Source organism: Pseudomonas sp. TE50-2 (assembly GCF_040813665.1).
GTDB lineage: Bacteria > Pseudomonadota > Gammaproteobacteria > Pseudomonadales > Pseudomonadaceae > Aquipseudomonas > Aquipseudomonas soli.
Genome location: NZ_JBFNXN010000001.1, coordinates 789,005 through 811,616, shown reverse-complemented (window position 1 = coordinate 811,616; position 22,612 = coordinate 789,005). Strand labels below are relative to the sequence as shown.

The 22,612-nt window shown below is 64.5% G+C and carries 22 protein-coding genes; 9 read left to right on the top strand and 13 right to left on the bottom strand.

Going from position 1 to position 22,612, the window contains the following annotated elements; genetic code table 11:
• Positions 1 to 35: 35 nt before the first annotated feature.
• Complete coding sequence (locus AAHK21_RS03660) at positions 36 to 476, bottom strand: NUDIX hydrolase (protein WP_367856458.1); 441 nt, start codon at positions 474 to 476, stop codon at positions 36 to 38.
• A gap of 104 nt (positions 477 to 580) precedes the next feature.
• Positions 581 to 2,806, bottom strand: coding sequence for an NADP-dependent isocitrate dehydrogenase (locus tag AAHK21_RS03655; RefSeq protein WP_046856175.1), 2,226 nt, complete (start codon positions 2,804 to 2,806; stop codon positions 581 to 583).
• Positions 2,807 to 3,256: 450 nt separating this feature from the next.
• Here AAHK21_RS03655 and icd point away from each other — a divergent pair, with 450 nt between their 5' ends.
• Entirely contained in the window at positions 3,257 to 4,513 is a 1,257-nt protein-coding gene (gene icd / locus AAHK21_RS03650) for an NADP-dependent isocitrate dehydrogenase (protein ID WP_367856457.1), read from the top strand.
• A 76-nt stretch (positions 4,514 to 4,589) separates the two neighbouring features.
• On the opposite strand, the gene cspD is transcribed toward icd, so the two are convergent.
• Positions 4,590 to 4,844, bottom strand: coding sequence for a cold shock domain-containing protein CspD (gene cspD, locus AAHK21_RS03645; protein WP_217869270.1), 255 nt, complete (start codon positions 4,842 to 4,844; stop codon positions 4,590 to 4,592).
• A 231-nt stretch (positions 4,845 to 5,075) separates the two neighbouring features.
• Here cspD and clpS point away from each other — a divergent pair, with 231 nt between their 5' ends.
• Together clpS and clpA are read left to right on the top strand one after the other, a co-directional pair.
• Complete coding sequence (clpS, locus tag AAHK21_RS03640; RefSeq protein ID WP_046856171.1) at positions 5,076 to 5,450, top strand: ATP-dependent Clp protease adapter ClpS; 375 nt, start codon at positions 5,076 to 5,078, stop codon at positions 5,448 to 5,450.
• A gap of 30 nt (positions 5,451 to 5,480) precedes the next feature.
• Positions 5,481 to 7,751 carry an ATP-dependent Clp protease ATP-binding subunit ClpA gene (clpA, locus tag AAHK21_RS03635; protein ID WP_038705843.1) on the top strand — a complete coding sequence of 757 codons (2,271 nt, stop codon included), beginning with the start codon at positions 5,481 to 5,483 and terminating at the stop codon, positions 7,749 to 7,751.
• Positions 7,752 to 7,893: 142 nt separating this feature from the next.
• Here the strand turns inward: clpA and infA are convergent, their stop codons facing one another.
• The 3 genes from infA to aat all read right to left on the bottom strand — a co-directional run bounded on the left by infA (position 7,894) and on the right by aat (position 9,661).
• Positions 7,894 to 8,112, bottom strand: a complete 219-nt coding sequence (gene infA / locus AAHK21_RS03630; protein WP_002553999.1) for a translation initiation factor IF-1 — start codon at positions 8,110 to 8,112, stop codon at positions 7,894 to 7,896.
• Positions 8,113 to 8,215: 103 nt separating this feature from the next.
• Positions 8,216 to 8,923, bottom strand: coding sequence for an arginyltransferase (locus AAHK21_RS03625; protein ID WP_023630955.1), 708 nt, complete (start codon positions 8,921 to 8,923; stop codon positions 8,216 to 8,218).
• 57 nt (positions 8,924 to 8,980) lie between these two features.
• The gene (gene aat / locus AAHK21_RS03620) at positions 8,981 to 9,661 is read right to left on the bottom strand and encodes a leucyl/phenylalanyl-tRNA--protein transferase (RefSeq protein WP_367856456.1); all 681 of its coding nucleotides are present in this window, start codon (positions 9,659 to 9,661) and stop codon (positions 8,981 to 8,983) included.
• A 401-nt stretch (positions 9,662 to 10,062) separates the two neighbouring features.
• On the opposite strand from aat, the gene AAHK21_RS03615 reads away from it, so the two are divergent.
• From AAHK21_RS03615 to cysG, 6 genes are all read left to right on the top strand, one after another.
• Positions 10,063 to 12,540 (top strand): DNA translocase FtsK, encoded by a 2,478-nt coding sequence (locus AAHK21_RS03615; RefSeq protein ID WP_367856455.1) that lies wholly within the window; start codon positions 10,063 to 10,065, stop codon positions 12,538 to 12,540.
• Between the two features lie 62 nt (positions 12,541 to 12,602).
• Positions 12,603 to 13,226, top strand: coding sequence for an outer membrane lipoprotein chaperone LolA (gene lolA / locus AAHK21_RS03610; protein WP_031315274.1), 624 nt, complete (start codon positions 12,603 to 12,605; stop codon positions 13,224 to 13,226).
• 12 nt (positions 13,227 to 13,238) lie between these two features.
• Positions 13,239 to 14,564, top strand: coding sequence for a replication-associated recombination protein A (locus AAHK21_RS03605; RefSeq protein WP_038705844.1), 1,326 nt, complete (start codon positions 13,239 to 13,241; stop codon positions 14,562 to 14,564).
• Complete coding sequence (gene crcB, locus AAHK21_RS03600; RefSeq protein ID WP_023630958.1) at positions 14,561 to 14,935, top strand: fluoride efflux transporter CrcB; 375 nt, start codon at positions 14,561 to 14,563, stop codon at positions 14,933 to 14,935. The genes AAHK21_RS03605 and crcB overlap by 4 nt, the downstream gene beginning before the upstream one ends.
• A gap of 30 nt (positions 14,936 to 14,965) precedes the next feature.
• Entirely contained in the window at positions 14,966 to 16,246 is a 1,281-nt protein-coding gene (serS, locus tag AAHK21_RS03595) for a serine--tRNA ligase (RefSeq protein WP_038705845.1), read from the top strand.
• Entirely contained in the window at positions 16,247 to 17,638 is a 1,392-nt protein-coding gene (gene cysG, locus AAHK21_RS03590) for a siroheme synthase CysG (protein WP_110698414.1), read from the top strand.
• A 33-nt stretch (positions 17,639 to 17,671) separates the two neighbouring features.
• Here the strand turns inward: cysG and AAHK21_RS03585 are convergent, their stop codons facing one another.
• From AAHK21_RS03585 to AAHK21_RS03555, 7 genes are all read right to left on the bottom strand, one after another.
• Positions 17,672 to 18,631, bottom strand: a complete 960-nt coding sequence (locus tag AAHK21_RS03585; RefSeq protein ID WP_367856454.1) for a glutathione S-transferase family protein — start codon at positions 18,629 to 18,631, stop codon at positions 17,672 to 17,674.
• Between the two features lie 97 nt (positions 18,632 to 18,728).
• A complete protein-coding gene (locus tag AAHK21_RS03580) occupies positions 18,729 to 19,712 on the bottom strand; it encodes a glycosyl transferase family protein (protein ID WP_367858943.1) in 984 nt (327 codons plus the stop codon).
• Between the two features lie 29 nt (positions 19,713 to 19,741).
• Positions 19,742 to 20,077, bottom strand: a complete 336-nt coding sequence (locus AAHK21_RS03575; protein WP_330126498.1) for a TusE/DsrC/DsvC family sulfur relay protein — start codon at positions 20,075 to 20,077, stop codon at positions 19,742 to 19,744.
• On the bottom strand, positions 20,074 to 20,370 hold the full coding sequence (tusB, locus tag AAHK21_RS03570) for a sulfurtransferase complex subunit TusB (RefSeq protein ID WP_102682636.1): 297 nt from the start codon (positions 20,368 to 20,370) through the stop codon (positions 20,074 to 20,076). The genes AAHK21_RS03575 and tusB overlap by 4 nt, the downstream gene beginning before the upstream one ends.
• Entirely contained in the window at positions 20,370 to 20,729 is a 360-nt protein-coding gene (tusC, locus tag AAHK21_RS03565) for a sulfurtransferase complex subunit TusC (protein WP_367856453.1), read from the bottom strand. The genes tusB and tusC overlap by 1 nt, the downstream gene beginning before the upstream one ends.
• A 1-nt stretch (position 20,730) precedes the next feature.
• The gene (tusD, locus tag AAHK21_RS03560) at positions 20,731 to 21,123 is read right to left on the bottom strand and encodes a sulfurtransferase complex subunit TusD (RefSeq protein ID WP_028692375.1); all 393 of its coding nucleotides are present in this window, start codon (positions 21,121 to 21,123) and stop codon (positions 20,731 to 20,733) included.
• An 85-nt stretch (positions 21,124 to 21,208) separates the two neighbouring features.
• Positions 21,209 to 22,588, bottom strand: a complete 1,380-nt coding sequence (locus AAHK21_RS03555) for a nucleobase:cation symporter-2 family protein (protein WP_038705848.1) — start codon at positions 22,586 to 22,588, stop codon at positions 21,209 to 21,211.
• Positions 22,589 to 22,612 lie beyond the last annotated feature (24 nt).

Here is a 22,612-nt window from a genome sequence, read left to right as displayed (position 1 = left end):
CAGAGGGGAAAAACGCCGATTCTATCAAACCGGCGTCAGTCGCGCAGCAGGTCAAGGCTGTGCAGCGGGCCTTTGAGGTAGTCGTCGAGGCAGCGTGGCACCAGCTCGCTGCGCCAGCGCGACGGCTCGACCAGCAGTTCGTCGCGGGTCAGCCATACGGCGCGGACGATGTCGCTGTCCAGGGCGCGGTCCTGGTGGTGGCGCACGGGGCGGGCGGCGAAGCAGATGCGCTGGTAGGTGACGCCGTTGCTGGGGGCGGTGTACAGGTAGATCCCGACCACGCCGGTGAGCTCGACTTCCCAGGCGGTTTCCTCGAGGGTTTCGCGCAGGGCGGCCTGGGTGATGGTTTCATTGGCTTCGAGGTGGCCGGCGGGCTGGTTGAAGACATGCTGGCCGGCCTTGAATTCCTCGACGAAGAGGAACTTGCCTTCGTGTTCGACGACGGTGGCGACAGTGATGTGGGGTTGCCAGGTCATTGGGGTTGTCCTTTTGCATGCTGGGGGCTGCGCAGCAGTCCCAGTCCCAGAAAGCACAAACCCCGGTGCGTGGCCGGGGTTTGTGTTGTTACGTCAAGCGAGCCTTACAGTGCGGCGATGGCGCTGTTCAGGGTCTGGCTTGGGCGCATCACCTTGGCGGTCAGCTCGGCATCCGGGGCGTAGTAGCCACCGATGTCGGCCGGCTTGCCCTGGACGGCGTTGAGCTCGGCGACGATGGTCGCTTCATTCTCGCTCAGGGTCTTGGCCAGCGGGGCGAAGCGCGCCTGCAGGGCGGCGTCGTCGGACTGGGCGGCCAGTGCTTCTGCCCAGTACAGGGTCAGGTAGAAGTGGCTGCCGCGGTTGTCGATACCGCCAACCTTGCGCGAAGGCGACTTGTTGGTGTCGAGGAACTTGCCGGTGGCCTGGTCCAGGGTATTGGCCAGGACCTTGGCGCGCGGGTTGTCGTAGGTGTTGCCCAGGTGCTCCAGGGAAGCGGCCAGGGCCAGGAATTCACCTAGCGAGTCCCAACGCAGGAAGTTCTCTTCAACCAGCTGCTGTACGTGCTTCGGTGCCGAACCACCGGCGCCGGTCTCGAACAGGCCACCGCCGTTCATCAGCGGCACGATCGACAGCATCTTGGCGCTGGTGCCCAGCTCCATGATCGGGAACAGGTCGGTCAGGTAGTCGCGCAGCACGTTGCCGGTCACCGAGATGGTGTCCTTGCCTTCGCGGATGCGGGCCAGGGAGAACTTGATGGCGTCGACCGGGGCCAGGATGCGGATATCCAGGCCGGCGGTGTCGTGATCCTTCAGGTACTGCTGCACCTTCTCGATCATCACGCCGTCGTGGGCGCGGGCCGGGTCCAGCCAGAACACCGCCGGGGTGTTGCTCAGGCGGGCACGGTTGACGGCCAGCTTGACCCAGTCCTGGATCGGCGCGTCCTTGGTCTGGCACATGCGGAAGATGTCACCGGCTTCGACGTTCTGCTCCAGGACGACCTTGCCCTTGCCGTCGACCACGCGCACGACGCCGTCGGCCTTGATCTGGAAGGTCTTGTCGTGGGAACCGTACTCTTCGGCTTTCTGCGCCATCAGGCCAACGTTCGGCACGCTGCCCATGGTGGTCGGGTCGAAGGCGCCGTTGGCCTTGCAGTCTTCGATGGTGGCCTGGTAGATGCCGGCGTAGCAGCGGTCCGGGATCACGGCCTTGGCGTCCTGCAGCTCACCTGCGGTGTTCCACATCTTGCCCGAGTCGCGAATCATCGCCGGCATCGAGGCGTCGACGATGACGTCGCTCGGTACGTGCAGGTTGGTGATGCCCTTGTCCGAGTTGACCATGGCCAGGGCCGGGCGAACGGCGTACAGGGCCTGGATGTCGGCTTCGATCTCGGCTTGCTTTTCAGCAGGCAGGTCCTTGATGCGGGCGTACAGGTCGCCGATGCCGTTGTTGGCGTTGAAGCCCACTTCGGCCAGCGCGGCGGCGTGCTTGGCGAGCACGTCGTTGTAGAACTCTTCGACGATCACGCCGAACATGATCGGGTCGGAAACCTTCATCATGGTGGCTTTCAGGTGCACCGACAGCAGCACGCCGGAGGCCTTGGCATCGGCGATCTGCTCGGCGATGAAGGCTTTCAGGGCCTTGCGGCTCATGGTGGCGCAGTCGATCACTTCGGCGGCTTTGACGGCGGTCTTTTCTTTCAGCACGGTGGTGCTGCCGTCCTTGCCGACCAGCTCGATGCGCAGGCTGTCGTCAGCCTCGATCAGCGCGGCCTTCTCGCTGCCGTAGAAGTCGCCCTGGGTCATGTGGGCAACGTGCGACTTGGAGTCGGCGGCCCAGGCGCCCATCTTGTGCGGGTGCTTGCGGGCGTAGTTCTTGACCGACAGCGGTGCGCGGCGGTCGGAGTTGCCTTCGCGCAGGACCGGGTTCACGGCACTGCCCTTGATGCGGTCGTAGCGGGCGCGCGATTCTTTCTCTTCGGCGCTGGCCGGCTCGTCGGCGTAGTCGGGGATGTTGAAGCCCTTGGCTTGCAGCTCCTTGATCGCGGCCTTCAGCTGTGGAACCGAAGCGGAAATGTTCGGCAGCTTGATGATGTTGGCTTCAGGGGTGGTGGCCAGCTGGCCCAGTTCCGCCAGGTGATCGCCTACCTGCTTCTCGGCGCCCAGTTGCTCCGGGAAGGCGGCGAGGATACGGCCGGCCAGGGAGATGTCGCGGGTTTCGACGGCGATGTCGGCGGAGGCAGTGAAGGCCTCGACGATCGGCAGCAGCGAGTAGGTGGCGAGGGCGGGGGCTTCGTCGGTGAAGGTGTAGATGATCTTGGAACGGGTGGGCATGCGGGTTAACTCTCTATGTGCTGAGCGTACTCGAGTCTCGAGGTGCGCAGGGTAGGCGCTTCGCCCTGGCGACGCCATGAGCGGAAAGTCGAGAGGCTGCGAGCGGTGATGGTGGATGCATCAGTCGAGCGTCAAGTGCTGGGCCGCGGTAACGACCCAGGCTTTGTGGTCATTCATGACCAAGGGCGAGCCGCATTTTCCTAGGGTTCGCCCCGATGACCCTATGGTCGCGCCGGAGTATATCAAACCCTTTGGGCTAATCAGCAAGGCGAAGTGGTATCAGCGCATTTATAAGACCAAAGACGTAGGAGCAATGTGGCGTGTTGCCGCAGGCATTTGCCACCTGTTTGCCGGTGTTGGCGGGGTCCTGCCTTGCAGGTCGGCGGATGTGGTTTAGGCTCAGTGGATCGCACGATTTCCAATCACCCAGGAAAAGCGGAGTAGTGCAGCATGGGATACCAGAAAATCAAGGTTCCGACCGATGGTGCCAAGATCACCGTCAATGCAGACCATTCGCTTAATGTTCCCGACAACCCCATCATTCCCTACATCGAAGGCGACGGCATCGGCGTGGACGTCTCGCCGGTGATGATCAAGGTGGTCGATGCCGCCGTGCAGAAGGCCTATGGCGGCAAGCGCAAGATCGCCTGGATGGAGGTGTATGCCGGCGAGAAGGCTACCCAGGTCTATGACCAGGACACCTGGCTGCCCCAGGAAACCCTGGATGCGGTGAAAGACTACGTGGTGTCGATCAAGGGGCCGCTGACCACGCCGGTCGGTGGCGGCATCCGTTCGCTCAACGTGGCGTTGCGCCAACAACTCGACCTGTATGTGTGCCTGCGTCCGGTGGTGTGGTTCCAGGGCGTGCCGAGCCCGGTGAAAAAGCCAGGCGACGTCGACATGGTGATCTTCCGCGAGAACTCCGAGGACATCTATGCCGGTATCGAGTGGAAGGCCGGCTCGCCTGAGGCGAACAAGGTGATCAAGTTCCTCAAGGAGGAGATGGGCGTCACCAAGATCCGCTTCGACCAGGACTGCGGCATCGGCGTCAAGCCGGTGTCGAAGGAAGGCACCAAGCGCCTGGTGCGCAAGGCCCTGCAATATGTTGTTGATAACGACCGCAAGTCGCTGACCCTGGTGCACAAGGGCAACATCATGAAGTTCACCGAAGGTGCCTTCAAGGATTGGGGCTATGAGGTGGCCCGTGACGAGTTCGGCGCCGAACTGCTCGATGGCGGCCCGTGGATGAAGTTCAAGAACCTGCGGACCGGCCGCGAGGTGATCGTCAAGGATGCCATCGCCGACGCCATGCTCCAGCAGATCCTGCTGCGCCCGGCCGAGTACGATGTGATTGCCACCCTCAACCTCAATGGCGACTACCTGTCCGACGCCCTGGCGGCGGAGGTGGGCGGTATCGGCATCGCGCCGGGGGCCAACCTGTCGGACACCGTGGCCATGTTCGAGGCCACCCACGGCACCGCGCCGAAGTACGCCGGCAAGGACCAGGTCAACCCGGGGTCGGTGATTCTGTCAGCCGAGATGATGCTGCGGCACATGGGCTGGACCGAGGCGGCGGACCTGATCATCAAGGGCACCAATGGCGCCATTGCGGCCAAGACCGTGACCTACGACTTCGAACGCCTGATGGATGGCGCGACCCTGGTCGGCAGCTCGGGCTTTGGCGAGGCGCTGATCAAGCACATGTAAGCGCGGCAAAAAAACCGGTCGCCTCTTTATTAAAGGGGCGACCGGTTTTTTCGTTTACCGGCAGACAGTTCAGAGATCAGACTTCGACGGTGCTGCCTGGGTTCGTGGCGCTGGCCTGGATGTGGCTGGTGGCGCTTCTGATGTCGGTCGCGTGCAGCCCTTTGGGGCCTTGGATGATCTCGAAGTTCACGGATTGGCCGGCTTTCAGCGTCTTGTAACCGTCCATCTGGATCGCTGAATAGTGGGCGAATAGATCATCGGTCTTACCGTCCTCGTTGATGAATCCGTAGCCCTTGGCATTGTTGAACCACTTGACTTTACCGCTTGCCATCCCTATGTCCCTCTGCAAAGGACTCCATCACTGGAGTATCATCCACTTCATCCGCATACGAACCTTGCGAGAAAATCTGGTTGACTGCGCGGATCTTTATCGACCACGGTGGGTTCTTATTGGTTGTAACACCGTTTTGCCGATAGTCAAGGTCAGCCGGCGCCCGCGCCGGGAGGGGCCTGCGCGGTCAACCCACAACCTTAACCTGTCGATCATGATGAAATTCTTTCCATGCATGTACTCAGTGAGATTCGACTAACATTCAATCAGGATCACCCGCAGCCGCATGAGGACGGGCACGAGGACGATGGCGCGGGCCTTGCCGTCCAGGAGGCCAAGCCGATCCTGCAGGCGCCACCGATGTACAAGGTGGTTTTGTTCAACGATGACTACACGCCAATGGATTTCGTCGTCGAAGTGCTCGAGACGTTCTTCAATCTGAACCGCGAGCTGGCGACCAAGATCATGCTGACCGTCCATACCGAAGGGCGGGCAGTGTGCGGATTGTTTACCCGTGACATCGCCGAAACAAAGGCCATGCAGGTCAACCAATACGCCAGGGAAAGCCAGCATCCGCTACTCTGTGAAATCGAGAAGGACGGTTAATCGCCGACCACTTGGGTATGAGGTGAAGCTATGTTAAACCGCGAGCTCGAAGTCACCCTCAATCTGGCCTTCAAGGAGGCCCGTTCGAAACGTCATGAGTTCATGACCGTCGAACACTTGCTGCTGGCACTCCTTGACAATGAGGCTGCCGCGACCGTTCTGCGCGCCTGTGGCGCCAATCTCGACAAGCTCAAGCACGACCTGCAGGAGTTCATCGATTCCACCACCCCGCTGATCCCCGTGCATGACGAGGACCGCGAGACGCAACCGACGCTGGGCTTCCAGCGCGTGCTGCAGCGTGCCGTGTTCCACGTACAGAGCTCCGGCAAGCGCGAAGTGACCGGCGCCAACGTGCTGGTGGCGATCTTCAGCGAACAGGAAAGCCAGGCGGTGTTCCTGCTCAAGCAGCAGAGCGTGGCGCGTATCGACGTCGTCAACTACATCGCCCATGGCATCAGCAAGGTGCCGGGCCATGGTCCGAACACCGACAGCGACCAGGACATGCAGGATGAGGAGGGCGGCGAGGCTTCCTCTTCCAGCAACCCGCTGGACGCCTACGCCAGCAACCTGAACGAACTGGCGCGTGCCGGTCGTATCGATCCGCTGGTTGGCCGTGAGCAGGAGGTCGAGCGCGTCGCGCAGATCCTTGCTCGTCGGCGCAAGAACAACCCGTTGCTGGTCGGCGAGGCCGGTGTCGGCAAGACCGCCATCGCCGAAGGCCTGGCCAAGCGCATCGTCGATGGCCAGGTGCCTGACCTGCTGGCCCAGAGCGTGGTCTATTCCCTGGACCTCGGCGCGCTGCTGGCCGGCACCAAGTACCGTGGCGACTTCGAGAAGCGCTTCAAGGCGCTGCTTGGCGAGCTGCGCAAACGGCCGCAGGCGATCCTGTTCATCGACGAGATCCACACCATCATCGGTGCCGGCGCGGCTTCCGGTGGCGTGATGGATGCGTCCAACCTGCTCAAGCCGTTGCTGTCGTCCGGCGAGATCCGTTGCATCGGCTCCACCACGTTCCAGGAGTTCCGCGGCATCTTCGAGAAGGACCGTGCCCTGGCGCGTCGCTTCCAGAAGGTCGATGTCACCGAACCGTCGGTGGAAGATACCGTGGGCATCCTGCGTGGCCTGAAAGGCCGCTTCGAAAGCCACCACAACATCGAGTACAGCGACGAGGCCCTGCGCGCCGCCGCCGAACTGGCTTCGCGCTACATCAATGACCGGCACATGCCGGACAAGGCTATCGACGTGATCGATGAAGCCGGCGCCTATCAGCGTCTGCAGCCGGAAGCCAACCGGGTCAAGCGCATCGACGTGCCGCAGGTCGAGGATATCGTCGCCAAGATCGCGCGGATTCCGCCAAAGCATGTCACCAGTTCCGACAAGGAGCTGCTGCGCAACCTAGAGCGTGACCTGAAGCTGACCGTGTTCGGCCAGGATGCGGCGATCGACTCGCTGGCCACTGCCATCAAGCTGTCCCGTGCCGGCCTCAAGGCGCCGGACAAGCCGGTGGGCTCGTTCCTGTTCGCCGGCCCCACCGGCGTGGGCAAGACCGAGGCTGCTCGCCAGCTGGCCAAGGCCCTGGGTGTCGAGCTGGTGCGCTTCGACATGTCCGAGTACATGGAGCGGCACACCGTGTCGCGGCTGATCGGTGCGCCGCCCGGCTACGTCGGGTTCGACCAGGGTGGCCTGCTGACCGAGGCCATCACCAAGCAGCCGCACTGCGTGCTGCTGCTCGATGAGATCGAGAAGGCCCACCCGGAAGTCTTCAACCTGCTGCTGCAGGTGATGGACCACGGTACCTTGACCGACAACAACGGGCGCAAGGCGGACTTCCGCAACGTGATCCTGATCATGACCACCAACGCCGGTGCCGAAACCGCCGCGCGGGCCTCGATCGGCTTCACCCACCAGGACCACTCCTCCGATGCCATGGAGGTCATTCGCAAGAGCTTTACGCCGGAGTTCCGCAACCGCCTGGACACCATCATCCAGTTCGGTCGCCTGTCCCACGAGACGATCAAGAGCATCGTCGACAAGTTCCTTATCGAACTGCAGGCGCAGCTGGAAGACAAGCGTGTGCTGCTGGAGGTCACCGACGCCGCGCGCGGCTGGCTGGCGGCCTCGGGCTACGACGTGCAGATGGGGGCGCGGCCAATGGCGCGGCTGATCCAGGACAAGATCAAGCGGCCGTTGGCCGAAGAGATCCTGTTTGGTGAGCTGGCCGAGCATGGCGGTGTGGTGCACATCGACCTGCGCGATGATGAGCTGGTGTTCGATTACGAGACCACGGCTGAGGTTGCGTAACGACCATCGCGGGGGGGGGGGGGGGGGCCCCCCCCCCCCCCCCCCCCGGGGGGGGGGGGGGGGGGGGGGGGCGGCCCCGCGATGCTTTTCAGCGTCCACAAAAAAGCCCGGCACAATGGCCGGGCTTTTTCATGGCTTGAGCTTAGCGCGCACGGTAGGTGATGCGGCCCTTGCTCAGGTCGTACGGCGTCAGTTCGACGCGGACCTTGTCGCCAGTGAGAATACGGATGTAGTTCTTGCGCATCTTGCCAGAGATGTGCGCGGTAACGACGTGCCCGTTTTCCAACTCCACGCGGAACATGGTGTTGGGCAGGGTGTCGACGACAGTGCCTTCCATTTCGAAGCTGTCTTCTTTCGACATGCAGTAAAGCCCTCGGTATCCAGTGATGGCCCGACGCACGACTGCACCGGGCAAAAAAGTGGCGTGGATTATGCCCGAAAATTGTGTTTCAAGCCAATGCCTTTCAGTTGAGGGTGACCCAGCGCTGGTTGATCAGCAGTTCGATGGGGCGATACTGGGTCTTGTAGTTCATCTTCTTGCAGTTCTTGATCCAATAGCCTAGGTAAACGGCCTCGAGGTTCTGGCGCAAGGCTTCGGTGATCTGCCAGAGGATCGCGTAGCGGCCGAGGCTGCGGCGCTCTTCCTCGGGCTCGTAGAAGGTGTAGACCGCCGACAGACCGTTGGGCAGCAGGTCGCACACCGCCACGGCCAGCAATCGGCCTTCCAGGCGGAACTCGTAGAACCAGCAGAACGGCAGGTCGCGCACCAGGAAGGTGGAGAACTGGTCGCGGCTTGGCGGGTACATGTCACCGTCGGCGTGGCGCTGCTCGATATAGCGCCGGTACAGGTCGAAGTACTCTTCCTTGTAGGCCGGACGGGCGGCGGTGACGGTCAGGTCGGCGTTGCGTTTGAGGATACGTCGCTGCTGGCGGTTGGGGATGAAGCGCGCGGCAGGGATGCGCGCCGGCACGCAGGCGTTGCACTGCTGGCAATGCGGGCGATAGAGGTGGTCACCGCTGCGACGAAAGCCCATTTCCGACAGGTCTGCATAGACGTGCACATCCATCGGCTGGCTAGGGTCGAGGAACAGTGTGGTTGCCTGCTCATCCGGCAGGTAGCTGCAGGAGTGGGGTTGAGTGGCATAGAACTTCAACCGCGCCAGCTCTGTCATGATCAACCCCTTAGGTGAGACGTTGTATCTAAGTGTAAGCCAGCTCCGGGAACTCGCCTAGGCAACCCAGCGGGCTGCATTCGGCTGGTCCAGGTGTTGCGCCAGGTAATCGGCGAAACTGGCCCGGCTGATGGCGCGGGCGCCCAGGCTGTGCAGGTGGTCGGTGGGCATCTGGCAGTCGATCAGCACGAAGCCTGCCTGCTTCAGGTGCTCGACCAGTGTCACGAATCCCACCTTGGAGGCATTGTCGGCGCGGCTGAACATCGATTCGCCAAAGAACAGCCGGCCCATGGCCAGGCCATACAGGCCGCCGACCAGTTCACCCTCCCGGCGTACCTCGACCGAATGGGCGATGCCGCGCCGATGCAGCTCGCAGTAGGCGGCGCGCATGGTGTCGGTGATCCAGGTGCCATCGGCGTAGTCCCGGGGCGCGGCGCAGGCAGCAATCACCGCCGCGAAGTCGCTGTCGAAGCTCACCTGGTAGCGACCCTGGCGGATCAGCTTGGCCAGCGAGCGCGAGACATGCAGTTCGTCCGGAAACAGCACGGTACGCGGGTCGGGCGACCACCAGAGGATCGGCTGGCCGTCCTGGTACCAGGGGAAGCAGCCGTGGCGGTAGGCCGCGACCAGGCGCTCCGGGGTCAGGTCGCCGCCGGCGGCCAGCAGGCCGTTGGGGTCGTGCAGGGCCTTTTCCAGGGGCGGGAAAGTCAGCGAGTCGCGGGTCAGCCAGGTGAGCATGGGGTTCTTGAGCGGCGGGGGAGGGGAGGGCGTCCAGCATGGCGTGGCTTGTGGATGAGGTCAACGACCCGCGTCGCGGGCGCGGTCTGGGTGGGATCGGGCTTGCCCCGCGACAGGGCCGGACCTGGCAGAATCGACCGCCAATCAACCACCCATTCATGCCGCCACCGGCACCATCTGGCACATTTGCTGTCACACCTGTGCAAAAACACAGCATAAGCCTTTGTCACAAAAGAAAATGCATGCTCAAATTGCATCAATATGAAAGTCGCCCCCGTTCACGCGCCATACAGCGTGCCGCCATGGCGGCGGGTGGGCAGTAATGTTAAAAGTAGTGGTTCATTGGCCGGTGAGCGGCCAATCACTATTGGACGCGCAGCACGCGCAGGAATAGACGCGTTTTGAAGAAATCCACCGCAACCCCAGCCCCCTTGCCAGTGCCCCTGTGGCGGCAGCAGCTGCACTACCGCCTGAAGGAAGGTGCGCTGATTGCCGTCGGCGCCCTGTGCCTGTACCTGTGGATGGCACTGGTCACCTACGACACCGCCGACCCGGGCTTCAGCCACACCAGCAACGCCGAGCAGGTGCAGAACGCCGCCGGCCGCGCCGGGGCCTATTTCGCCGACATCCTGTTCATGGTGCTCGGCTACTTCGCCTACATCTTCCCGCTGCTGCTAGCGATCAAGACCTGGCAGATCTTCCGCGAGCGCCACCAGCCCTGGCAGTGGAGCGGCTGGCTGTTCTCCTGGCGGCTGATCGGCCTGGTGTTCCTGGTGCTGTCGGGCGCTGCACTGGCGCATATCCACTTCCACCCCTCGGCGAACATCCCGTTCTCCGCAGGCGGTGCCCTGGGCGAAAGCCTGGGCGATCTGGCGCGCAACCTGCTGAACGTGCAGGGCAGCACGCTGATGTTCATTGCCCTGTTCCTGTTCGGCCTGACGGTGTTCACCGATCTGTCCTGGTTCAAGGTCATGGACCTGACGGGCAAGATCACCCTCGACCTGTTCGAACTGGTGCAAGGCGCAGCCAGCCGCTGGTGGGAGGCGCGCAACGAGCGCAAGCGCCTGGAAGCCCAGCTGCGTGAAGTCGACGACCCGGTCTTTGACCTGGGCGGCAAAGGCGACAGGCGCGAGCCGGCCAAGGCGCAGCTGCGCGAGCGCGCCGAGCCTGTGATGACGCGCGACGAGCCGCCGGTCCGCCCGGTGGTGCCGCGCGAAGCGGCCGTGGCCCGCGAGTCGGTCGCGCCGCGCGAAACCGTGGTAGCTCGCGCGCAGCCTGCGGCTCCGGTGATCATTCCGCCGACCGCGGACAAGGCGCCGGAACCGAGCAAGCGGGTCATGAAGGAAAAACAGGCACCGCTGTTCATCGACAGTGCGGTGGAAGGTACCTTGCCGTCCATTTCCATCCTCGACCCGGCCGAGCAGAAGAAGATCGAGTACTCGCCTGAGTCCCTGGCCGGTGTCGGCCAGTTGCTGGAGATCAAGCTCAAGGAATTCGGCGTGGAAGTCGCGGTGGACTCGATCCACCCGGGGCCGGTGATCACCCGTTACGAAATCCAGCCGGCCGCGGGCGTGAAGGTCAGCCGCATCGCCAACCTGGCCAAGGACCTGGCGCGTTCGCTGGCGGTGACCAGCGTGCGCGTGGTCGAGGTGATCCCCGGCAAGACCACCGTGGGCATCGAGATCCCCAACGAGAATCGCCAGATGGTGCGCTTCTCCGAGGTGTTGTCGTCGCCGCAGTTCGACGAGAACAAGTCGCCGGTCACCCTGGCCCTGGGCCACGACATCGGCGGCAAGCCGGTGATCACCGACCTGGCCAAGATGCCCCACCTGCTGGTGGCCGGTACCACCGGCTCCGGTAAGTCGGTGGGGGTGAACGCGATGATCCTGTCGATCCTGTTCAAGTCCGGCCCGGAAGACGCGCGGCTGATCATGATCGACCCGAAGATGCTCGAACTGTCGATCTACGAAGGCATCCCGCACCTGCTGTGCCCGGTGGTCACCGACATGAAGGATGCCGCCAACGCCCTGCGCTGGAGCGTCGCCGAAATGGAGCGGCGCTACAAGCTGATGGCGGCCATGGGCGTGCGCAACCTGGCGGGCTTCAACCGCAAGATCAAGGATGCCCAGGAAGCCGGCGAAGTCATCCACGACCCGCTGTACCGTCGCGAGAGCATGGACGACGAGCCGCCGACGCTGAAGACCCTGCCGACCATCGTGGTGGTGGTCGACGAATTCGCCGACATGATGATGATCGTCGGCAAGAAGGTCGAGGAACTGATCGCGCGTATCGCCCAGAAGGCCCGTGCCGCCGGTATCCACCTGATCCTCGCCACCCAGCGCCCGTCGGTGGACGTGATCACCGGCCTGATCAAGGCCAACATCCCGACCCGCATGGCGTTCCAGGTGTCGAGCAAGATCGACTCGCGGACCATCATCGACCAGGGCGGCGCCGAACAGCTGCTCGGCCACGGTGACATGCTCTACATGCCGCCGGGCACCAGCCTGCCGATCCGCGTGCATGGCGCCTTCGTCTCCGACGACGAAGTGCACCGCACCGTCGAAGCGTGGAAGCTGCGTGGCGCGCCGGACTACAACGACGACATCCTCAATGGTGTCGAAGAGGCTGGCAGCGGCTTCGACGGCGGCGGTGGTGGCGGCGATGGCGACGACTCGGAAAGCGATGCCCTGTACGACGAAGCCGTGCAGTTTGTGCTGGAAAGCCGCCGGGCGTCGATCTCGGCGGTGCAGCGCAAGCTCAAGATCGGCTACAACCGCGCCGCGCGCATGATCGAGGCGATGGAAATGGCCGGTGTGGTCACGCCGATGAACAGCAACGGCTCGCGGGAAGTGATTGCCCCGGGCGGCCCACGCGATTGATGAACAACCTGCCGGGCGCCATAGACGGCGCCCGGCCCCTTCACTGTGCAATGAGGATTTCCATGCGCGCGATTCGCATGCTGTTGGTTTCTGCCCTGGCCGCGGCCAGCCTGTCGGCCCACGCCGGCGAACAGGACGTCCAGCGCCTGACGCAATTGCTGGAGAAGTCGCAGACCATCGAGGCCAATTTCTCCCAGCTGACCCTGGATGCCAGCGGCACCAGCCTGCAGGAGACCAACGGCAAGATGACCGTCAAGCGCCCGGGCCTGTTCTACTGGCACACCGACGCGCCCCAGGAGCAAGTGGTGGTGTCGGACGGCAAGAACGTCACCCTGTGGGACCCGGACCTGGAGCAGGCCACCGTCAAGAAGCTCGACGTGCGCTTGAACCAGACCCCTGCGCTGCTGCTGTCCGGTGATGTCTCGAAGATCAGCCAGAGCTTCGACATCACCTCCAAGGAGCAGGGCGAGGTCATGGACTTCACCTTGAAGCCCAAGACCAAGGACACCCTGTTCGACTCGCTGCGCGTGTCGTTCCGCCGGGGCCTGATCAATGACATGCAGCTGATCGACAGCGTCGGCCAGCGCACCAACATCCTGTTCAATGGCGTCAAGGCCAACCAGGCGGTGCCGGACAGCAAGTTCCAGTTCGACATCCCCAAGGGCGCGGACGTCATCAAGGAGTAAGCGGAGCCCGTGATGGACCTGTTTCGAAGCGAACCCGTCGCCCAGCCCCTGGCCGCCCGCCTGCGCCCGTCGAACCTGGACGAGTACGTCGGCCAGGAGCACCTGCTGGCGCGCGGCAAGCCGCTGCGCGAGGCGCTGGAGCAGGGTGCGCTGCACTCGATGATCTTCTGGGGCCCGCCCGGGGTGGGCAAGACCACCCTGGCGCGGCTGCTGGCGCAGTTTTGCGACGCCCACTTCGAAACGGTGTCGGCGGTGCTGGCCGGGGTCAAGGAGATCCGCCAGGCCGTCGAGGTGGCCAAGCAGCAGGCCGGCCAGTATGGCCGGCGCACCATCCTGTTCGTCGATGAAGTGCACCGTTTCAACAAGTCGCAACAGGACGCCTTCCTGCCCTACGTGGAGGACGGCACGCTGATCTTCATCGGCGCGACCACCGAAAACCCGTCCTTCGAACTGAACAACGCGCTGCTGTCGCGGGCGCGGGTCTATGTGCTCAAGAGCCTGGACGAGGCCGCGCTGCGCAAGCTGGTCGATCGCGCCCTGAGCGAGGAGCGCGGCCTGGGCAAGCGCAACCTGCGGGTGGGAGACGAAGCCTTCAAGATGCTCATGGCCGCCGCCGACGGCGATGGCCGGCGCATGCTCAACTTCCTCGAGAACGCCTCGGACCTGGCCGAAGATGGCGGCGAGATCGGCGTCGAGCTGCTGCAGAGCCTGCTTGGTGACAGCCGCCGCCGCTTCGACAAGGGCGGCGAGGCGTTCTATGACCAGATCTCGGCACTGCACAAGTCGGTGCGCGGCTCCAACCCCGACGGCGCGCTGTATTGGTACGCGCGCATGCTCGACGGCGGCTGCGACCCGCTGTACATCGCCCGTCGGGTGGTGCGCATGGCCAGCGAGGATATCGGCAACGCCGACCCCCGCGCCCTGAGCCTGTGCCTGGCAGCCTGGGACGTGCAGGAGCGCCTGGGCAGCCCCGAGGGCGAGCTGGCGGTGGCCCAGGCCATCACCTACATCGCCTGCGCGCCGAAGAGCAACGCTGTGTACATGGGCTTCAAGGCGGCAATGCGCGAGGCGGCCGAGCACGGCTCGCTGGAGGTGCCGCTGCACCTGCGCAACGCGCCGACCAAACTGATGAAACAACTGGGCTATGGCGAGGAGTACCGCTATGCCCACGACGAGCCGGACGCCTATGCCGCCGGCGAGGACTATTTCCCCGAGCAGCTCGAACCGCGCCAGTACTATCAACCAGTGCCCCGTGGCCTGGAACTGAAGATCGGCGAGAAACTCAAGCACCTGGCCGAGCTCGATCGCGCCAGCCCCCGCCAGCGGAGAAAACCGTGATTGCACTGATTGCCGCAGTCAGCGCCGGCGGCATCGCCGGCACGCTGTTGCGTTTCGCCACCGCCAACTGGGTCACGGCCCACTGGCCGCGACACTTCTATGCCGGTACGCTGGCGGTCAACCTGGTTGGCTGCCTGCTGATCGGCCTGTTGTACGGGCTGTTCCTGCACAAGCCGCTGGTGCCGGTCGAGCTGCGCGCCGGGCTGATCGTCGGCTTTCTCGGCGGCCTGACCACCTTTTCCTCCTTCTCGCTCGATACCGTGCGCCTGATGGAAAGCGGGCAGGTCCCGCTGGCCTTGGGCTATACCATTATCAGCGTGGTGGGCGGCCTGCTCGCGACCTGGGCCGGCCTGTCCCTGACCCGATTCTGAACCAACACCTACTTATAACGAGAGAACGATATGCTCGATTCCAAACTGTTACGCGGCCAACTTCAGGAAGTGGCTGACCGCCTGGCCTCCCGTGGCTTCAGCCTGGATGTCGCGCGCATCGAATCGCTGGAAGAGCGCCGCAAGGCCGTGCAGACCCGCACCGAGCAGTTGCAGGCCGAACGTAACGCCCGCTCCAAGTCCATCGGCCAGGCCAAGGCCAAGGGCGAGGACATCGCCCCGCTGATGGCCGATGTCGAGCGCATGGCCAACGAGCTGGCCGCCGGCAAGACCGAGCTGGACGGCATCCAGGCGGAACTGGACGGCATCCTGCTGACCATCCCCAACCTGCCGGACGCCAGCGTGCCGGTCGGCGCCAGCGAAGACGACAACGTCGAAGTGCGCCGCTGGGGCACGCCGAAGGCCTTCGACTTCGAGATCAAGGACCACGTTGCCCTGGGCGAAGTCAGCGGTGGCCTGGACTTCGAGGCCGCAGCCAAACTATCCGGCGCCCGCTTTGCCGTGTTGCGTGGCCCGGTGGCCCGCCTGCACCGCGCCCTGGCGCAGTTCATGATCAACCTGCACACCGGCGAGCACGGCTACGAGGAGCACTACACCCCGTACCTGGTGCAGGCCCCGGCCCTGCAGGGCACCGGCCAGCTGCCGAAGTTCGAGGAAGACCTGTTCAAGATCACCCGCGAAGGCGAGGCTGACTTCTACCTGATCCCGACCGCCGAAGTGTCGCTGACCAACCTGGTGGCGGGTGAAATCCTCGACGCCAAGCAGTTGCCGCTGAAGCTGGTCGCCCACACCCCGTGCTTCCGCAGCGAAGCCGGTGCCTCGGGCCGGGATACCCGCGGCATGATCCGCCAGCACCAGTTCGACAAGGTCGAGATGGTCCAGGTGGTCGAGCCGTCCAAGTCGATGGAAGCGCTGGAAGGCCTGACCGCCAACGCCGAACGCGTACTCCAGCTGCTGGAACTGCCGTACCGCGTACTGGCGCTGTGCACCGGCGACATGGGCTTCGGCGCGGTGAAGACCTACGACCTGGAAGTCTGGGTGCCAAGCCAGGACAAGTACCGCGAGATCAGCTCCTGCTCCAACTGTGGCGACTTCCAGGCGCGCCGCATGCAGGCCCGCTGGCGCAACCCGGAAACCGGCAAGCCGGAGCTGGTGCACACCCTCAACGGTTCGGGCCTGGCTGTCGGCCGTACCTTGGTTGCCGTGCTGGAGAACTACCAGCAGGCCGACGGTTCGATCCGCGTGCCTGAAGTGCTCAAGCCGTACATGGGTGGCGTCGAGGTCATTCGCTGAATGGACTACCTGCCGCTGTTCCACAAGCTGCAGGGTGGCCGTGTGCTGGTCGTCGGCGGCGGCGAGATCGCCTTGCGCAAGGCGCGCCTGCTGGCCGACGCCGGCGCCGCGCTGCGGGTGGTGGCGCCTGAGGTCGACGGCCAGCTCGCCACGCTGGCCCGTGAGGGCGGGGGCGAGGTCCTGGTGCGTGGCTACCAGGCCTCGGACCTGGACGGCTGCCGGCTGGTGATCGCGGCGACCGACGACTCGGCGCTCAACGCCCAGGTCTCGGCCGAGGCCCAGGCACGCAGCCTGCCGGTCAACGTGGTGGACGCGCCGGCCCTGTGCACGGTGATCTTCCCGGCCATCGTCGACCGTTCACCGTTGGTGGTGGCGGTTTCCAGCGGTGGCGACGCCCCGGTGCTGGCGCGGTTGATCCGCGCCAAGCTGGAAGCCTGGATCCCATCCGCCTATGGCGAACTCGCCGGCCTGGCCGCGCGTTTCCGTGAGCGGGTCAAGGCCTTGTACCCGGACGTCAACCAGCGTCGCGGCTTCTGGGAAACCGTGTTCCAGGGCCCGATCGCCGAGCGTCAGCTGGCCGGGCAGGGCGCCGAGGCCGAGCGCCTGTTGCAGGCGATGGTCGACGGCGCGCCAGTGCAGCAAGGCGGCGAGGTGTACCTGGTGGGCGCGGGGCCGGGCGATCCGGACCTGCTGACCTTCCGCGCCCTGCGCCTGATGCAGCAAGCCGATGTGGTGCTTTACGACCGTCTGGTGGCCCCGGCCATCATCGAGATGTGCCGGCGTGACGCCGAACGCATCTATGTCGGCAAGCGCCGCGCCGATCATGCCGTGCCGCAGGATAAGATCAACCGCCTGCTGGTCGACCTGGCTCGCCAGGGCAAGCGCGTGCTGCGGCTCAAAGGTGGCGATCCGTTCATCTTTGGCCGGGGAGGCGAGGAGATCGAAGAGCTGGCCGACGAGGGTATTCCGTTCCAGGTGGTACCGGGCATCACGGCAGCCAGTGGTTGTTCGGCCTATGGCGGGATTCCGCTGACCCACCGCGACTACGCCCAGTCGGTGCGCTTCGTTACCGGCCACCTGAAGGATGGCACCAGCAACCTGCCCTGGAATGACCTGGTGGCTCCGGCCCAGACCCTGGTGTTCTACATGGGCCTGGTTGGTTTGCCGACCATCTGCGCCGAGTTGATCCGCCATGGCCGTGCGGCGAGTACGCCGGCTGCGCTGGTGCAGCAGGGCACCACCCGCAACCAGCGGGTGTTCACTGGCACCCTGGCCGACCTGCCGGCGTTGGTGGCACGCCACGAAGTGCATGCGCCGACCCTGGTGATCGTCGGGGAAGTGGTGCAGTTGCGCGAGAAGCTGGCGTGGTTCGAAGGCTCGCAAGACGTCTGAAATGACTGGGGCTGCAAAGCAGCCCCAGCTTTATCAAGCCTTCCAGATCCCTTTGCCCATTAACCGCTCCCGGTCATGCGGCAAGCCGAAATCCTGCAACGGCCCCTTGGGCACAATCCCGTTCGGGTTGATGGTCTTGTGGCTCATGTAATAGTGCTTCTGGATATGCTCCATGTTCACCGTGCCCGCCACGCCCGGCCACTGGTACAGCTCGCGCAGCCAGTTGGACAGGTTCGGGTAGTCGCTCAGGCGGCGCAGGTTGCACTTGAAGTGCCCGTGGTACACCGCATCGAAACGCACCAGCGTGGTGAACAAGCGCACATCGGCTTCGGTCAGGTACTCACTGGCCAGGTAACGCTGGCGGCCCAGTAGCGCTTCCAGGTGATCCAGTTCATTGAAGACATCGTCGAAGGCGGCCTCGTAAGCTTCCTGCGAGGTGGCGAAGCCTGCGCGGTACACGCCGTTGTTCACGGCCGGGTAGATACGCTCGTTGAGCGCATCGATGGTCGCGCGCAGCGGCTCGGGGTACAGGTCCAGGGTGTTGCCGGTCAGTTCGTTGAATGCGCTGTTGAAGATGCGGATGATCTCGGCCGACTCGTTGTTGACGATGCGCTTCTCCTGCTTGTCCCACAGCACCGGCACGGTTACGCGCCCGGTGTAGTGCGGGTCGTCCTGGGTGTAGCGCTGGTGCAGGTACTGCAATGCGTCCAGATGATCACCGCTGGAGCCCTGCTGCTGGTCGAAGGTCCAGCCGTGCTCGCCCATCAGCCAGCTGACCACGGAGACGTCGATCAGCGGTTCCAGGCCCTTGATGGCGCGGAAGATCAGGGTGCGATGCGCCCAGGGGCAGGCCAGTGACACGTACAGGTGATAACGGCCGGCCTCGGCGGCGGGCAGTTGATTGCGGCGCTGGGCGTTCTCGCGCTTGAACGCGCCATCCTGGCTGGTCTGGTACCACTGGTCATGCCAGCGGCCATCGATCAAAAGGCCCATTGCAAAGCTCCTCGGAACAAAGTCGTTTGTCGTTGGAGCTCAGTCTAGTGAAAAGCGTTCGAATAAATAGCGCAAAGACTGCGCCCTATCTATCGGCTTATTCGATGCTTCTGCGGTTGGCCCAGTAGTCGCGAGCGCGGCTGAACGCCTGCTCGCGGTCCTGGCCCAGCCCGCGCAGGGCGAGGGCCATGGTGGCGACCACGGCCAGCTCGCCATAGCTGTCCTGTGCCTCGCCACGCCATACCGCCAGCAGGTGCTCGGGCTGCAGGCTGGCCGGCTTCACATGGCGCTGGGCGCTGAGGGCCGGCCACTCCTCGTCCCAGGCCTCGCCGGCCGAGGTGCCATACAGGTGGCTGATGACATCCGGGTTGACCTCGATCTCGCCGCCGTCACCTTTGATCACCACGGCGTGGTCGCCGAGCAGGCGGCTGGCCTCGCGGTGCACCGCCTGGTAGCCGGGGTGGAAGATGCTCTGCAGGCCGCAGCGGGCGCCGAGAGGGTTGAGCACCCGGGCCAGGGAGTGGATGGGCGAGCGCAGGCCCAGGGTGTTGCGCAGGTCGATCATGCGCTGAAGCTGTGGCGCCCAGTCCTGCAACGGGAAGAAGGCCAGCCGATGGCTGTCCAGGGCTTGTTCCACGGCCGTCCAGTTGCGACACAGCGGAATGTCCAGCAGGTCGAGCAGTTGCTCGGTGTAAAGCCTGCCTGCCGTATGGGCGCCGCCGCCGTGCATCAGGATACGCACGCCATTGCCCGCCAGGCACTTGGCCGCCAGCAGGTACCATGGCAGATGGCGCTTCTTGCCGGCGTAGCTGGGCCAGTCGAGGTCGACGCTGATCTGGGGCGCGTGCAGATGGGCGCGCAGGGCCTCGGTGAAGCCGGCCAGCTCCTCGGCGCTTTCTTCCTTGTGCCGCAGCAGCATCAGGAAGGCGCCCAGCTGGGTGTCCTCGACCTTGCCCTCGAGCAGCAGGGTCATCGCGGCGCGGGCTTCCTCGCGGGTCAGGCCACGGGCGCCACGCTTGCCCTTGCCGAGGATGCGCACGAATTCGGCGAACGGGTGTTCGGCCGGGGTTTCCAGGGTCAAAGGGCGTGCTTCGTTCAGCTGTGGCTCGGTCATATGCAGTTGGTCGGCTTGGGCAGGCCCGCCAGCTTGGCGGCAAGTTTGGCGGGGGTGCCGTTGAACAGGCGATTGAGGTGTGGGCTGTTGCCTTTCTCGGCGCCGAGCTTGAGCGCGGTGTACTTGATCAGCGGGCGGGTGGCCGGCGACAGCTGGTACTCCTGGTAGAACTGGCGCAGCAGTTCGAGGATTTCCCAGTGATCTGCGGTCAGGACGATGCTTTCGCGCGTGGCTAGGGCCTCGGCGACTTCGCGGGACCAATCCTGCAGCTCGACCAGGAAGCCGTCCTTGTCCAAGGCGATGCTGCGCTCGCCGACAGTCAGGGTACTCATAACCAGCTGTTGACCTTGTCGTGGTGCAGGGTGAGCTCGACGAACGCAGGGTAGTCCACTGCCTTGGCCAATTGGCTGTCGAGGGCGCGGGCTTGCAGGTCTTCGGTAAGTGCGAACAGGCGCTCGCCGAGATTGGCGGCCTGCAGGGCAGCGAAGGGCTCGGTGCCGGCCTTGAGCGCGTAGGTGGCGTCACCGCACAGCAGCAGCGCGTCCTGCGGGCCGAGTAGACGCAGGCAACTGGCCAGGCGCTCGTCACCGAAGGGCGAATGGGTGATTACATGCAGGGTCGTCATCAGAGCGTCACCACCTGGTCGAAACGGGCAATCAGTGCAGTCAGCGTGGCGTCATCGAGCACTTCCACCGGCAGTGACAGGGCATCGTTGTCCAGCCCTCGGCGGGCGAGGCTGTGACCACAGGCGAATAATTCCTCCACACCGAACATCGGCAGGGCCTGGAGGTTGGCGGCCAGGTTCTTCTGTTGCACGGCGTCCGGCTGCTGTGCGGCGGCGAGCTGGAACACCCCGTCATCGAGGAACAGCATGCCCAGCGGCAAATCGAAGGCGCCACCGGCCAGGGCGATGTCCAGGGCTTCGCGAGCGGACGAGCCGCTCCATGGCGCCTGGCGGCTGATGATCAGCAAGGACTTGGCCATTTCAATCACCTCCGAAGCAGACCAGGCGGTCGGCCAGTTGCGCGGCTTCGTGCAGCTGGCCCAGGCCGGACAGCTCCCACGGCATCGGCAGGTTCACCGCCGGGCGCTGGTAGCGGTTGGCCTCGGTGTCGTCGAGCACACCCCGGCGCAGGGCGGCGGCAATGCACACCACGGCGTCGAGCCGGTGATCGCTGACGAAAGCACGCCACTGCGCGGCAACATCCAGTTCGTCCTGGGGCGTGACGATATTGGCCGAAGCACTGTGTACCCCGTCCTGGTAGAAGAACAGCCGGGCAATTTCATGCCCGCCGGCCAGCACCGCCTCGGCAAAGCGCAAGGCGCGGCGCGAGGAGGGCGCATGGGCCGGGGAAAAGACCGCGATGGCGAATTTCATGGAACGCTCGAGCAAATGAATGCGGCCATGATAAAGCAAAAAGCCCGCGCAGGTGGGCGCGGGCTTATGCTCTGGCTGGCGGGGCTCAGGCCTGGTCTTTGCTTTCCGGCAGGAACCAGTTGAGCACCAGGGCACAGATACCGCCGGTGGCGACACCCGACTCCAGTACGTTGCGCAGCGCCGCCGGCATATGCGCGAGGAACTCCGGCACCTGGGCCACGCCCAGGCCCAGCGACAGCGACACGGCGATGATCAGCAGGGCGCGGCGGTCAAGGCGAGTGCTGGCGAGGATATTGATGCCCGAGGCCGCCACGGCGCCGAACATAACCATGGCCGCGCCGCCGAGCACTGGCTCCGGCACTGCCTGGATCACCCCGGCAACCGACGGGAACAGGCCCAGCAGGATCAGCATGGCGGCGATCCAGATGCCGATATGGCGGCTGGCGATGCCGGTCAGCTGAATCACGCCGTTGTTCTGGGCAAAGATCGAGCTTGGGAAGGTGTTGAACAGGCCCGCCAGCAGCGAGTTGGCACCGTTGACCAGTACCCCGCCCTTGATCCGCTGCATCCACACCGGGCCTTCGACTGGCTGGCGCGAAACCTTGCTGGTCGCAGTCACGTCACCGATGGCCTCCAGCGAGGTGACCAGGTAGATCACCAGCATCGGGATGAACAGCGACCAGGAGAAGCCCAGGCCGAAGTGCAACGGCGTCGGCACCTGGAACAGCGCGGCCTGGTGCATGCCAGTGAAGTCCAGGCGGCCCAGGTAGCCGGCCAGGGCGTAGCCCACAGCCAGGGCGATGACGATGGCGCAGCTGCGCATCCATACCACCGGGACACGGTTGAGGATGACGATGATCGCCAGCACCACGCCCGACAGCAGCAGGTTCTCGCCATCGGCGAAGGTGCCGTTGGCCATGGCGCCAAAGCCGCCGCCCATGCTGATCAGGCCGACCTTGATCAAGGTCAGGCCGATCATCAGCACGACGATCCCGGTCACCAGCGGCGTGATCAGGCGCTTGACGAAGGGCAGGATGCGCGACACGCCCATTTCCACGAACGAACCAGCGATGACCACGCCGAAGATCGCCGCCATCACGCCTTCAACTGGCGTGCCCTGCTTGACCATCAGCGCGCCGCCGGCGATCAGCGGGCCGACGAAGTTGAAGCTGGTGCCCTGCACGATCAGCAGCCCGGCGCCGAACGGCCCAAAGCGCTTGCACTGGACAAAGGTGGCGATGCCCGAGATCACCAGCGACATCGACACGATCAGGTTGGTATCACGCGCCGACACGCCCAGTGCCTGGCAGATCAGCAAACCCGGCGTGACGATCGGCACGATGATCGCCAGCAAGTGCTGCAGTGCCGCCAGCAGGCCGATCAGCAGGCGAGGCTTGTCCTCGAGGCCAAGGACCAGTTCATTGGCAGGCGCCGCCGCGCCTGGGCCGTGTTCGTGTGAACTCATGGGAAAATGCCGCCCCGGAAGAAA